12 protein-coding genes and 1 tRNA gene are annotated in these 13,999 nt (G+C 55.2%); 7 read left to right on the top strand and 6 right to left on the bottom strand.

The features are described from left to right. Positions 1-274 precede the first annotated feature (274 nt). A tRNA-Leu gene (locus tag J7395_RS03100) sits at positions 275-363 on the bottom strand. Positions 364-603: 240 nt separating this feature from the next. Here J7395_RS03100 and J7395_RS03105 point away from each other — a divergent pair. The 3 genes from J7395_RS03105 (at position 604) to J7395_RS03115 (ending at position 3,073) form a co-directional block, all read left to right on the top strand. Next, positions 604-2,001 (top strand): hypothetical protein, encoded by a 1,398-nt coding sequence (locus J7395_RS03105; protein WP_348541204.1) that lies wholly within the window; start codon positions 604-606, stop codon positions 1,999-2,001. Positions 2,002-2,102: 101 nt separating this feature from the next. Next, the gene (gene bluB / locus J7395_RS03110; protein ID WP_209220484.1) at positions 2,103-2,792 is read left to right on the top strand and encodes a 5,6-dimethylbenzimidazole synthase; all 690 of its coding nucleotides are present in this window, start codon (positions 2,103-2,105) and stop codon (positions 2,790-2,792) included. A gap of 29 nt (positions 2,793-2,821) precedes the next feature. Next, entirely contained in the window at positions 2,822-3,073 is a 252-nt protein-coding gene (locus J7395_RS03115; protein ID WP_209220485.1) for a hypothetical protein, read from the top strand. Positions 3,074-3,121: 48 nt separating this feature from the next. Here J7395_RS03115 and J7395_RS03120 read toward each other — a convergent pair whose 3' ends face one another. The 4 genes from J7395_RS03120 to J7395_RS21040 all read right to left on the bottom strand — a co-directional run bounded on the left by J7395_RS03120 (position 3,122) and on the right by J7395_RS21040 (position 6,380). Beyond that, on the bottom strand, positions 3,122-3,463 hold the full coding sequence (locus J7395_RS03120; protein WP_114109500.1) for a hypothetical protein: 342 nt from the start codon (positions 3,461-3,463) through the stop codon (positions 3,122-3,124). Positions 3,464-3,545: 82 nt separating this feature from the next. Then, positions 3,546-4,307 carry a molybdopterin-binding protein gene (locus tag J7395_RS03125; RefSeq protein WP_209220486.1) on the bottom strand — a complete coding sequence of 254 codons (762 nt, stop codon included), beginning with the start codon at positions 4,305-4,307 and terminating at the stop codon, positions 3,546-3,548. Positions 4,308-4,365: 58 nt separating this feature from the next. Next, positions 4,366-4,797, bottom strand: coding sequence for an 8-oxo-dGTP diphosphatase MutT (gene mutT, locus J7395_RS03130; protein ID WP_062951283.1), 432 nt, complete (start codon positions 4,795-4,797; stop codon positions 4,366-4,368). A gap of 89 nt (positions 4,798-4,886) precedes the next feature. Then, entirely contained in the window at positions 4,887-6,380 is a 1,494-nt protein-coding gene (locus J7395_RS21040; RefSeq protein WP_209220487.1) for an ankyrin repeat domain-containing protein, read from the bottom strand. Positions 6,381-6,472: 92 nt separating this feature from the next. On the opposite strand from J7395_RS21040, the gene J7395_RS03140 reads away from it, so the two are divergent. Beyond that, entirely contained in the window at positions 6,473-7,348 is an 876-nt protein-coding gene (locus J7395_RS03140; RefSeq protein WP_209220488.1) for an alpha/beta hydrolase, read from the top strand. An 82-nt stretch (positions 7,349-7,430) separates the two neighbouring features. Here J7395_RS03140 and secA read toward each other — a convergent pair whose 3' ends face one another. After that, on the bottom strand, positions 7,431-10,142 hold the full coding sequence (gene secA / locus J7395_RS03145; protein WP_114109496.1) for a preprotein translocase subunit SecA: 2,712 nt from the start codon (positions 10,140-10,142) through the stop codon (positions 7,431-7,433). 333 nt (positions 10,143-10,475) lie between these two features. On the opposite strand from secA, the gene J7395_RS03150 reads away from it, so the two are divergent. The 3 genes from J7395_RS03150 (at position 10,476) to J7395_RS03160 (ending at position 13,859) form a co-directional block, all read left to right on the top strand. Continuing rightward, entirely contained in the window at positions 10,476-11,579 is a 1,104-nt protein-coding gene (locus tag J7395_RS03150) for a hypothetical protein (protein ID WP_209220489.1), read from the top strand. A 69-nt stretch (positions 11,580-11,648) separates the two neighbouring features. Further along, positions 11,649-12,776: a hypothetical protein gene (locus J7395_RS03155; RefSeq protein WP_209220490.1), complete on the top strand. Its 1,128-nt coding sequence runs from the start codon at positions 11,649-11,651 to the stop codon at positions 12,774-12,776. 228 nt (positions 12,777-13,004) lie between these two features. Further along, the gene (locus J7395_RS03160) at positions 13,005-13,859 is read left to right on the top strand and encodes a peptidylprolyl isomerase (RefSeq protein ID WP_062951262.1); all 855 of its coding nucleotides are present in this window, start codon (positions 13,005-13,007) and stop codon (positions 13,857-13,859) included. Positions 13,860-13,999: the final 140 nt, after the last annotated feature.

Genomic DNA, 13,999 nt, shown 5'->3' on the forward strand with positions numbered 1-13,999 from the left:
AAGTGTTCTGGTACGTTAAAACGCGCACCTTCTCAGACCGCATCTGCGGTCCGAGACGCGCATCATTATTTGCCTCAGGCAACAACCAGTGCACTGACAGCAATCACGCCGAATACAAAAAGATGGATCATCATTTGCTCCTGTCGCAAGGGGACATCGGTCCCGGTCAAACGCACTCACTTTGCGTTTGTTCCTGATAACTAGCTTGCAAAGCAGGTTATTTGATGGCGCATATCCCCCGGACGAACGGGGCAATCTTACAATCAGATGTAAATGGTGCGGGCGGCCGGACTTGAACCGGCAAGGTCTTTAAGGACCGGCGGATTTTAAGTCCGCTGCGTATACCAATTTCGCCACGCCCGCAAAGCGCTAACAAGGTTGGAGTTCCAACCGGCAGAACAGGGTTCTAGCGCGGCTTTAAAAACGGCGCAATACCGGAATGCCCGATTTTGCCAATCCCGGTAAGCCCGACATGGGTGGTACCTGCATAATGGCGAATGCGGCATTGCGACATAATTGCCTGTCTTTCACCACATTACCCCCATTTTTCCCCGGCAAGGTTGCAACGATCCCAAAGGAATCCAACAGGCGATCCGGTTGACCGTGAAGAGGCACAGGTACATTTCACTGGCTATTTCAGCATGTCTGGCGCTTGCCATGCTTGGCCTGTTGTTGCGCCACGAATTCATTCCCAATGCCAACGCCGAAGATGACGGCCCTAGCCGTCTTGACGCTCCGATCCTGCGAAGTGAGACAATCAACCGGTCGACCAACCAGCAACGCCACCTCAATCGCCTCTATGACAAGATGGAAAAAGATCTCGTCGGAAGCACAATCGGGCCTCTTTTTCTCGATAACTCAATTCCTGCCCCGGCCCAGCCGCCAAATGCACTTGCGCTTGGCACCGGTGATGCAACAACCATCGAAACATTTGGCGGCCGGTCCGCTTTGGCATCAATTGCCAAGAAACTTGATTTCGATACGGCAAATGGCACCTTCCCCAATCAGGCACGCCGCCGGGCCACGCCCATCAACATGTGGGTCCATGGCAGCCAGACGAATATCGAGAATCGCATTGCCGATACCGGTTACAACCCGAACCTCAGCGGCGATGTCATCTCGATTGATACCGGGGTCGATTATCAGGTCGATGACAGCCTGATTATCGGACTTGGTGTCGGTTGGGGCAGCACGCTCAGCGAAGCCGCCGCAAGGCAGGTTTTATACCGGGAAAACAACGTTACATTTTCCCCCTATTTTGTATCGCGCATGACCGAATGGCTGAATATTCGCGGCAGCATCGGAATTGGCAGCAGTACCATCACCCAATCCGCACTCAATGGCGGTTCGGATGATCTCAGCTATGCCGAAAATCTCGACAGTTCTACATTGTCGAGCTCCATCGGCTTCGGCACGGAATATGATCTCGGCTTTCTACCCCTCACGCTCAGCCTTGACGGGGATATCATCACCGCCCGCGAGGAATTTGAAAGCGCACGCGCGGTCGACGGATCACTGGTGCCGGCACGCACGGCCTTGAACCAGATTTTCGATAGCACCGCCGAGGCACGCTATAACCTTGTTCTCGGCGATCATCGCCTTGTGCCCTTTGCTGGCCAGGATCAGGCTATCACCCTGATGAACCAGGGATATGGCCGCTCAACCAATCGCCGCTACTTCGCCGGCACCGAATATGCCTATGACCCATGGCAGATTGGGGCATCCGTCGAAGGCTTCCGCGAATTTTCACCAAATTCCGATGCGGTCGAGGGTATAAGGTCGGAACTCAGTCTGCGTTCGGAATTGCCCTATGGCTACGGGGTCCTGAGCCCCTACGTGACAAGTGAAAATACCAGCACCTATTCGCAAATGGGGGGTGGCATCACCCATAACTGGGGTGGCATTCCCGGTCAGATGAGCCTCGAGGTACAGCGAAAACTGACCTTCGAAACCGAACACAACAATCTTTCTGGCCTGATGACGATCCATTTCGATTTCTGATGTTTCCGCCCCTTGCTGATATCTTGTGGCTTGGCGTTACATCCCTGTCCGGTTAGGGTGCACAAAGAATTCGAAACCGCCAAGACCAGCAGGTTCGCGCCATGACACAATCCGATCGCGATGCGCCCGATACGCCCGATGCGACAGATACACTGACCCCGCCGGTGTTTGATCGCACCTTTCAAAAGCAGTTCATCGATCTGCTTTTGTGGCGTCGTGACGTGCGGCGTTTTCGCACCGACCCGATCCCCAGGGCCGATATTGATGACCTGATCAAGGAAGCCTGCCTTGCCCCGTCTGTCGGCAATTCTCAGCCATGGCGTTTTGTAAAGGTCAACGATCCCGACCGCCGCCAGGCCATCCGCGACAGTTTTGAACGCGCCAATCAGCAGGCGCTCAACGACTATCACGGCGAACGTGCCAGACTTTATGCGTCCCTGAAATTGCAGGGCATGGATCAGGCCCCTGTGCAGCTCGCCGTCTTCGCCGACGAGGAAACCGAGGCTGGCATGGGACTGGGCCGCAAAACCATGCCAGAAATGCTCGATTATTCTGCCGTCGCCGCCGTACAGCTTTTGTGGCTGGCCGCGCGCGTCAAGGGCATCGGGGTCGGCTGGGTCTCGATCCTTGAACCCGAAACCGTTCTCAAAACGCTTGAAGTCCCATCACATTGGCGACTGATCGCCTATCTGTGCATCGGCTATCCCGAAGAAGACCACGTCGTTCCCGAACTCGTCCGCGAGGGCTGGCAGGATCGCATCAATCCCGCTGACCTGACGCTTGAACGCTAACCCAAATCCGATCATCAAAGGAAATCCCGATGACCGCCGATAAAGGCCAACCAACCAACCCCGAACAATCCGCAAAAAAAGGCCTGCCCAATGGTCATTACTTCAAGATCATGGGCTATCTTCTGACCGCGGCGTGGGTTGGTTATATTCTGGCAATTTCCGGGGGCGATACCACGCACCCGATGTTTGACTATATCTTTGTCGTGCCGCTGGCATTCTGGATCGGCGGCATGATCATCGCCAAAATACTGCGTTCGCGCAGTGGTGCGGATCGGCCCTGATCGCGATTCGCTAGATGGCAAAAGGCGCTGAAATCATCAGCGCCTTTTTTATGATCCGTTCCGATCATCACGATGCTTTTTTCGTTCGTCGTCATAGTTGTCATTATCGGAAAACCCGCCCAAATTCATGATTCCGATGCCGAGGCTGATACCGCCAAACGTAATGAACAACCCGAAAAACAGCAGCATGATAAAGATCGGCGCATCACGTGATGCCATGGCCAGGCTATAAATCCCGCCAATGTCAAAAAACAGCACCAAGGAGCCAAATACCAGCGCCCCGAACCCGCCATAGGCGGTATGTTCGATCATGAACTTGATAATGGAACGGGCTTCGCGCGCAGCCTTGCTGTTACGAATTTCATCCGTGTCGTTTGACTTGCCCGTCATGCTGGTTCCTCCAACGCGACATCATCGGATTGTCATAGCCGGAATTATAGCATCGCCAAAATGATCAATCGCAATCCACGCGTTACGAAACCGCGCCGCTATCCTCGATAACCTCGCGGCCCTGCTCTGTGATCGCAGCCCGGATGCGCTCGGATGCCAGATCGACATCCTTGGCCTCTTCGCCCCGCACCACAAGCGTCGTGCCCAATTTCCCCTCACGCAGGAACGGATAGGACCCGATATCGGTATCGGGGAAATCATGCTGGATTTCACCCAGCACCTTGGCAATCGTGCCTTCGGGGATATACCCCCCGATGGACCGCGAAACCATTGGTCGCCCGCCGGTCAGCTGATGTTTGATCCCCTGGAACATCGCCTGCATGATCATCGGCACACCGGCCATGACATAGACATTTTCCATCCGGAAACCCGGTGCCTTGGATATCGGATTATCAATCAGCTCTGCCCCGACCGGAATATGCGCCATGCGAAGCCGCGCCTCGTTCAGATCAGCCGGATTTTCATAATGGCTTTTCAGCAATTCATGCGCTTGTGCGTTTAGTTCAATCTCGACCCCAAAGGCCCGCGCGACACAGGGTGATGTAATATCATCATGGGTCGGACCAATGCCCCCGGTGGTAAAGACATAATCGAACTTTGCCCGGCACTCATTGACCGTTTCGATGATCGTGGTTTCGATATCGGGAATGACACGGGTTTCCGCCAACCGAATGCCAAGCTTGTTCAGTTCTTCCGCCAGATAGGGCAGGTTCTTGTCATGGGTTCGCCCCGAAAGGATTTCATTGCCGATAATGATCAGACAGGCCCGAACCGCTTCAGACATCACAACCCCGCAAACTTGAATTCGTCATTTGGTACGACCGGCGACACCGGCCGGATCGTCACAGAAAATCGCGCAACATTGCCACCAGCGGCACATCGGCCGGCGGCATCGGATAATCACCCAACCGGATCGGGCGCACCCATTTGACCTGCTGGCCTTCCATCGGGGTAATCTCCCCCTTCCAGACCCGGCAAAGATAAAGCGGCATCATCAGATGGAAATCGTCATAGGTAAATGATGCAAAGGTAAAAGGTGCCAGACAGCTTTCGGTGATGTCGATACCAAGCTCTTCCTTAAGCTCGCGCACCAATGCCATTTCCGGCGTCTCGCCTGCCTCGACCTTGCCACCCGGAAACTCCCACAGCCCCGCCATCGATTTGCCTTCGGGGCGCTGGGCGATCAACACGCGATGATCGGCATCCACCAGCGCCACCGCACTGACAAACACCGTTCTTTCCGGGATTTTCCCCTGCCGCAGGTCCACCGACATGCAGCCTCTATCTGGATTCTGAATGCTCATGCGATTGTTTTATCCTGCAAGTCTGCTTTCGCCAAGTGCCGCATTTGACCGAAATCGGCTCAACCCTTTTGCCCGTCCAGCAATCGCAAAATCATCGCACGATCTTCGTTCGAAACCGTCGTATTCCCCGGCAAATCTTCCCGCCCGATCAGGTAATCGCGCGCCGAAAATCCTTCGTCATCAACCGCATTGGTTTTGGCCCCGGCCGCAATCAGCATCTTCACGACCGCAGCCTCCCCTGCGGCCGCGGCATAATGCAATGCGGTTCGTTCCCCATGGCGGGGATATTCCCATTTATCCGTGGCATTTGTCCGCGCCTGAACATCCGCCCCCTTGTCCAACAACCATCTTACCGCCGGGCTGTTGCCCTGCTGGGCGGCGGCCATCAAGGCGGTTTTGCCAAAATCATTGTGTGCCTCGATATCGGCGAAATAGCCGTTCTGCGACAAAATATCGAGGATTTCCGCACTGTCGGATCGCATCACCGTAACATGCAATAACGGGTCAATACCCCCGTACGCCGCACATCGGGCAAACAGGTTTCCATCCTGCCCCGCACCGCGCGTTGCCATCGCCGCAATATCCGCAACCGGGCGGTTTTCGATTAACATCACACGCATCGCATCAACCGGTACCGGCGTATCGCAATCGGCCCCATACACCACGGAAAACAGGGTATCGCGGGCGATTTTAACCGCCATATCCCGGCTTTCGCCGCGTGAAACCCAATAGGTAATCAATGCATCCTGCGCCGGTATCCGCGCGGCTTCAATCGCGTTGAAAACATCCCGGTTGGTGGGCGAAAGATACGACCAGACCTCGAACGGTTTACGCGATCCCGTGGGGGCAGACGGCAATTCATCAGGCTTTAGCATCGCCATCTCAAGATCGTGACTTTGCCCCGCCATATGCGCAAAACGTATCGTTCCGTTTTCCGGGGCAAACATATCCCCACTGGCCAGATAAGCCGCATCAACATAGGCATCCATCAACGCGGTTGGATAGCCCGCAACCGCCCCGCGCCCCCATTGGCACCCCGAACGCGGCATGAAATTGTCGCGATTGCCACCCCATGTCGGTCGGGTTGCATCCAGAAGCCCCGGCTGTCGCTGCAAAATCGCACAGGGAATGGCGTAAAACGCGGAATCCGTATTCGCATAACCGCTGCTCGACGCCAGCGTGATCGTCGGCAACATGCTTTCAATTGATCCGTCAAAGCTTTGCAAGTCCCCCAGCACACTGCGTTCCAGCTCGTCAGTCAACGGAATGACGTCTTCATTGACTCGGTCTTGCAAGGCGGCGATTTCACGATCGCGTGCCGGGCTCTGGTCCTTGAAGGCGTATAAAAACAACATCCGGTCCAGCAATCCGACACCGTCCGACCGGCCCTTAACCGCCTTCTCTGCGGCTTGCGGATTTTCTGCCATACCGGCAATCGCGGCTTCATAAGCCTCATTGTCATTGTATGCGAATGCCGCAGATGAAAAGACGATCAGAACCGGCATCACAACCAGTGTTCTTGCCAAAGTCATCAAACCCGAATTGCGATGCACGTCTAACACCCTTGAAATGAAACAAATCCCGATGGCGGGCTTTTGCGTATAAGCTTTAGATCCAAATCGATAATATCTGTTTTACGGTGACAATGCGCGTACTCAAACTGACGGCAAATGCCCTGATCGCAGCCCTGTTTCTGGCGGCCTGCGACAAACTCGCCGCATTCAATCACCTGCAGGCAGGGGACTATCACCCGACTGTTGCCGACCTGCGATACGGCGATGATGAACGCCAGAAACTTGATCTCTATCTGCCGCCTGACCGCTCAAAACCGGACCCCCTGATCGTCTGGTTTTATGGCGGATCGTGGGATTCGGGTGACAAGGCAAAATACGCCTTCGTCGCCAAACGCTTTACCGATATGGGCTACGCGGTGGCGATCCCCGATTACCGGCTGGTGCCCCAAATCCGTTTCCCGGAATTCATCGAAGACGGCGCCAGGGCACTCGCCTTCATGAAGCAGTACGGCGATCAACATCCCGACCACATCACCGCAATCCCGATGATATTGGCTGGTCACTCTGCGGGGGCCTATAACGCGGTTCAACTGGTGGCCGATCAGTCCTATCTGGCATCTGTGGCAATGTCGTCTAACGACATTGCAGGCATCATCGGGCTTTCCGGCCCTTATGATTTCTATCCCTACGATGTTAAGGCAACCCGGATTGCCTTTGGCGAAACCCCTGCTGCCCAAAGCCAGCCGGTCGAACAGGACCTGTCACACATGCCGCCGATGCTTCTGATCACGGGTACGCGTGATCATACGGTCTACCCCCGCAATTCCCGCAGCTTGGCGGAACTCGCCCCGGATGCAAAACTGATTGAAATCGACGACACCGGCCACGCCGGAACCCTGATTGCACTCGGCAGTATACTGACAGAAAACCGGGCCGTGCTGGATCCCATTCGGGAATTTCTGGCCGCACGAAAGATGCAAACTGCGCCATTACTTTCGACACAGTAACAAGCGCATAAAACCCCGACCATAAAACAAAACGCGCCGTTTAAAACGACGCGTTTTGCAAATCAAACCCACATAGATTGGCTTACGCCAGTTGACCGTGGCAATGCTTGTACTTTTTGCCCGATCCGCACGGACATGCGGCGTTACGTGCAACACGGCCCCATGTCGAAGGATCGTTGGGGTCAACATTACCCGATGCCGCACGCGAATGGACCGTTGCACTGTCACCACCTTCACCCGCCATGGTTTCGGGTTCCGGGTGATTTTCGTGCATTTCCTGCGGTGCGCGGCGTGGTTCAAGGTCTTCCGGGCGTGGGGTGGACTGCAATTCAACATGCGACAGCATCTGGGTCACACGTTCACGCAATGTCACCAGCATACCTTCAAACAGGTTGAACGCCTCGCGCTTGAATTCGTTTAACGGATCGCGCTGTCCATAGGCGCGAAGACCAATACCCTGACGCAGGTGATCAAGCGCCAGAAGATGCTCTTTCCATGTCTGATCCAGCAGCTGAAGAACAAGGCTCTTTTCGACCTGGCGCATGATATCGGCGCCATAATTGGCAACCTTGGCTGCCATCTTGCTTTCAACCGCCTGCTCGATCCGCTCGCGCATGACTTCGACATCAATGCCTTCTTCCTTGACCCAGTCGGTCACCGGAAGATCAAGGCCAAACAGACGCGTGCATTCTTCATGCAGGCTGGCCGCTTCCCACTGTTCCGGATAAACCTTTTCCGGGCAGTATTTGGTCACGAGGTCTTCGACGACTTCGCTGCGCATGTCGGCCACATCTTCGGCAACATGCTTGGCCTGCATCAGATCGCGGCGCTGTTCATAAATGACCTTACGCTGGTCATTCATGACATCATCAAATTTCAGCACGTTCTTACGAATGTCGAAGTTGCGCGCCTCGACCTTCTGCTGTGCCTTTTCAAGCGCCTTGTTGATCCACGGATGATAGATCGCCTCGCCTTCCTGAAGGCCAAGCTTCTGAAGCATCCCGTCCATGCGCTCGGACCCGAAAATACGCATCAGGTCATCTTCAAGCGACAGGAAGAATTTCGAACCACCCGGGTCACCCTGACGACCGGAACGACCGCGAAGCTGGTTATCGACACGACGCGATTCATGGCGTTCGGTACCGATCACGAACAGACCACCCGCATCCAGAACCTTCTGCTGATCGGCCTTCACTTCGGCCTTGATCCGCTCGATCCCCTCGGCACGCTTTGCATCGTCGTCGATATTGGCAAGCTCGATCTCGGCACGCATTTCAACGTTGCCACCAAGTTTGATGTCGGTCCCGCGACCGGCCATGTTGGTTGCAATCGTGATCGCGCCCGGCGCACCGGCCTGTGCCACGATGAACGCTTCGCGTTCATGCTGCTTGGCGTTCAGGACTTCGTGCGGGATTTTACGTTCTTTCAGCAAAGCGCCAAGAATTTCCGATTTTTCAATCGAAACCGTGCCGACAAGGGCCGGCTGGCCGCGCTTGTGGCAATCTTCCAGAAGATCGGCAATCGCGTTCCATTTTTCCTTGGCCGTCCGATAAATTTCATCATCGGCGTCTTTACGGGCAATCGGGCGATGGGTCGGGATTTCAACAACCTGAAGGTTATAGATTTCCTCGAACTCTTCGGCTTCCGTTATCGCCGTACCGGTCATCCCCGCAAGCGTCGGGTAAAGACGGAAATAGTTCTGGAAGGTGATCGAAGCCAGAGTCTGGTTTTCGTTCTGGATCTTGACCTTTTCCTTGGCTTCCAGTGCCTGATGCAGACCATCGGAATAACGGCGGCCTTCCATCATACGCCCCGTGAACTCGTCAATGATCACGACCTTGTCGTCCTTGACGATGTAATCAGTATCCTTCTGAAACAGCTTGTGCGCCTTCAGCGCCTGATTGACGTGATGCACCAGATGCACGTTGGCCACGTCATAAAGCGTGCCTTCGGTCAGGATGCCCATCTGCTGCAAAAGCTGTTCGGCATTCTCGGTACCATCTTCGGTCAGGGTGACGGCGCGTGCCTTTTCATCCTTCTCGTAATCGTCCTCGGTCAGTTTCGGGATCAGCGCATCAATCGCGCGATACAGTTCCGAACTGTCTTCGGCCGGGCCGGAAATGATCAGCGGGGTACGCGCTTCGTCGATCAGGATGCTGTCAACCTCATCGACGATGGCAAAGTTGAACGGGCGCTGCACCATGTCTTCAAGGCGGAACTTCATGTTATCGCGCAGATAATCAAAGCCCAGCTCGTTATTGGTGGCATAGGTAATGTCGCACGCATAGGCTGAACGACGCTGGTCATCGGTCATGCCATGCATGATCACGCCAACACTCAGCCCCAGGAAGCCGTATACCTGCCCCATCCATTCCGCGTCACGACGCGCAAGGTAATCGTTGACCGTAACAACGTGAACGCCCTTGCCTTCAATCGCGTTCAGATAAACCGGAAGGGTCGAAACAAGCGTTTTACCTTCACCGGTTTTCATCTCGGCGATCTTGCCAAGTGTCAGAACCATGCCACCCATAAGCTGGACATCGTAATGACGTTCGCCGCGGACACGCTTGGCCGCCTCGCGGACGGTGGCAAATGCATCAGGAAGAATATCCTTCAGAGTCTCGCCCTTCGACAGACGTTCGCGCAGCCAATCGGTACGGGCGCGCAGTTCGTCGTCACTAAGCTTCTCGACTTCGGGTTCCAGGGCATTGACTTGCTCGACCGTGGCCCGCAGGGCTTTGACTTCACGATCGTTAGCTGAACCGAAAATTTTCCGGGCAATTACGCCGAGCATTAAAACGTTCCTGAACAAATGAAAAAACAGTTATGGGGCAACGGCTATATACCGAGGCCCGATCACAGATAGAACCCTGTCTGCCATCTGTCAACGGAACGAACCATTATCGCTAATGTTCGGGCTGTTATGACCCCCAAAAGTCCGGGCCAAAGGGGCCGACTTGCACAACCTTTGCCTGTACTCGCGAATGTCACTTCCTTCATGCTTGAGGAAATCGCAAAAAACACGTATGATCGGTGTTCAACTTTGAATTAGAGAGCAAGTAGCTCATCTTTTTCGCGACATGTCAGGGTTCACCCCCTTGCGCGAAAGAAGCCTCAGGAGGAGGAAATGGTGGATTTCTCCACGCTTAATCCCTTTCGACAGGGACAGTCTTCACTGACCGATACGCGTCAGCCGATTGCCACATCCGGGAATCCTTCGGGCAACGGTGCGACACAGACCGGCTCGAAACAGCGTCCGATTGTTGATCCTGTAGATCTGTCCGAAGATGCCGTTGCTGCACGCAATGCGGATAAAAACCCGTTGCAGGCTGCCGGTTCAAAATCTCTGACATCCGAACCGATGACCACGGATGAACTTTTCGCCAAGGCGCTCGACGCTGCCCTTGAACTGATCAAGGATGACATGGTCGAAATGTTCAAACTGGCCGGAATGGATGACAAGGAAGCCCTTGCCGCAACCAACGCGATGTTCAAGGGAATCCGCGAAATGGCTGCTGATGACGGCCAGATCGATTTCTCCTTCCAGCAGGCCATCGCAAGTCACTCGCGCACCGAAATCTCTTATGCCGGGGCGAATGGTGCCGGTGTCGGGGTTTCCGAGTCCGCGATGATGGCGATGCAGTCCCTTGATATCAACATCAACAGCGAAACCGGCGAATTCTCGTTCAACTACGAGGCGTCCAAGGTTCAGATCGTCAGAACCGAAGCCGTTGCCATCGGCAACAGCATGGGGGCTGCGATGGGTGCGCTTGGCGCCGTCATGAACGGCCTTGGCGGCGGTAATCTGGTCGATATGCTCGGCAATCCGGCCAGTGCGGGCAATGGCGGTCTTCTGTTTGACATGGAAGGCAGCGGAGTCGCCGAATTCATCCGTGATCTGATGCTTGATACCACAGGGGCCGCACCGGCAGCCGAGGGCAAAGAAAATGCAGATGGCACCACCGAAGATGCCAGCATGCAGGAAATTCTCGCCAGCCGCATGGCGAAACTCAATGCCCAGATCATGGAACAGGCAACCCTGGTCGTACGTGGCGTGACCGAAACCATGGCCGAAGACGGTTCTGGTGATCCGATGCTGAAACTGTCGGTCGACATGCTGATGCCGATGGGCCGTTTCGGACAGGATGAAAACGGTGCCACCTTCCAGTTGCCGAACGGTGAAACCGTTTCCGTAATTGACCCAAGCCAGGAACAGGACGTTCTGGCCTGACCATAGCAGCACGGGATGGGGTCGCAATTGCCGCTCCCGTCCCGCAGCCCTTCAGGAAGGAGGCGCTGAATGTTTGGACACCCGTCGTTTAATAACAGCACCCAGGGACGATCCGCCGATTTGCTGGCAACGTCCCGTCGTGTTTCGGCCGCCGACATTCAGCCCGACACGCGGCAAAAACGCCCGTCCCCGGAACCGCAAAATGTTCGGGAAGGACGCCGCATCATCGATCAGATCGATGAAAGCCTGCGGATCAATCTGCGCCTTGATGAAACACTCGGCGACGGTGCCCTTTCCAATCCTGTGCCCCCAACGGCAATTGAAAAACTGACCGGTGCCGTCGGCGCAACGCTTGGCGATGCGGCGACAAGAATGAACCGCGATGCTTTCATCGTACTCGCCATGCTGGGCATTCCCCCGGCCGAGGCCCGTGAAATGGCCAATGCCCTGACCAAGGGGCTTGAGGGTGATATGGCGGCTGCTGCCGGTATTGATGGCAGCCCCGCCGCCATGGCGCGTGATTTTGGTCTGGCTTTGGCCAATGGTTTTGCCGAACGCGGCAGCAGTGCGGCCTTTTCGATGGTGTCGCAAAGCATCCGTATCGATATGAAACAGATCGAAGCCCGCTTTTCCGACGCCCTTGGCAGTGGCAGCATCTCGATCAGCGAATTTCACGCCCGCGTCGAACAGATCCGCGTTGAAATCATCGGCATTACCCAGCAGGACCCGCTGATCCTTGATCTTGACGGCAACGGGATCGACATCACCAGCCTAGAAGACGGCAGGATATTTGACATCAATGGTGATGGCACGCAGGACCGAACCGCATGGATCACCGGGAATGACGCCCTGCTTGCGCTTGATCGCAACCATGACGGCATCATCAATGATGGCACCGAATTGTTCGGAGATCAGAATGGTGCAAAAGACGGCTTTGCCGAACTTGCCAAATATGACGGCAACAAAGATGGCCGGATCGACAGCAACGATGATGTTTTTTCGTCCCTGATTCTGCTGCGCGCTGATGGTTCGACCACCAATCTAGCCGATGCCGGAATTTCCGCGATTGATCTGACTTTCATCACCCCGCTTGATCAGAAACTGGTCGGTGGTGTTCTCGCGGCAAGTGCCGGTTTTGAACGTGATGACGGCAGCACCGGCACTGTTGGCGAAGTCTTTTTTGACGTTCGTGCCTAGCTGTCATTTGCCGATCTGCGCCACAACCCATCAGGGAAGAACATTAAAGCCCCCCAATTCGCGGCTATTATGTTTTCCGCGCTACATCAGCATTTCACATTTTAGCCAGATTGCTTTGAAAAAACCGTGACACCCGAGGGGAACCCTTGTGTGTCACGAACGGATGTGATTTATCCGTGGGGTGAGGCATGGGGCAAAATCCCCCTAAAATGAAAGTCTGGAGAAAATATGCTGCGCAAAACCCTACTCGCTGCGTCACTTGCGACCGTTATGTTTGCAAGCCCGGTTATGGCTCAGGACGCTGCACCGGCCGAAGACCAGGTTCTGGCAACCGTCAATGGCGAGGAAATCCTGGAATCCGAAGTGCGCGCGACGCAACAGGGCCTGCCCCAACAGTATCGCCAGCTCCCGTTTGAAATGCTCAAGCCGATGCTTGTCGACCGCGAAATCAATCAGCGCCTGCTGATGCTTGCCGGTCAGGACGCGGGTCTTGCAGACGACGAAGAGGTCAAGAAACAGCTCGCAGCCCTTGAACGCCGTATCGTTGCCGAAACCTATCTTGAGCGCGCAATCGAAGAGAAAGTCACCGACGACGCGATCAAGGCCCATTACGACGAATTCATCAAAACCAACGAGCCGGAGCCGCAGGTTCACGCGCGTCACATCCTTCTGGAAAACGAAGAAGACGCCAAAGCCGTGATTGCCGAACTTGATGGCGGTGCCGATTTCGTCGAACTCGCCAAGGAAAAATCAACCGGCCCGTCCGCCCCGAATGGCGGCGATCTTGGTTTCTTTAACAAGGGCGACATGGTCGCACCGTTCGCCGAGGCAGCCTTCTCGATGGAGCCGGGCACCTATAGCAAAGAACCGGTTCAGACCCAGTTCGGCTGGCACGTGATCCTGGTCGAAGAGAAAAAGGACGGCGTCCAGCCAAGCCTTGAAGAAATCCGTCAGCAGATGGAAGCCGAAGTAACCCAGCAGGCCGTTCAGGACCTGATTGAGGAACTCCGATCCGATGCCGAGGTGGTGAACAACACCGAAGCCCCGGCCGCAGACGACAGCGCAGAAACCCCGAAAAACTAAGCCGTACGGCTTGACCGGTTTCAAAGCTGGGATCCAGAACGGGGTGAGCCATCGGGCTTCACCCCGTTTTTTTATCATCCAACCGTTCCAAATGCGCTACCTTTGAATTAATGGCTTGATCACGTTCAACGAAGGAAATT

It is taken from the genome of Thalassospira sp. A3_1 (assembly GCF_017744215.1).
Classification (GTDB): domain Bacteria; phylum Pseudomonadota; class Alphaproteobacteria; order Rhodospirillales; family Thalassospiraceae; genus Thalassospira; species Thalassospira lucentensis_A.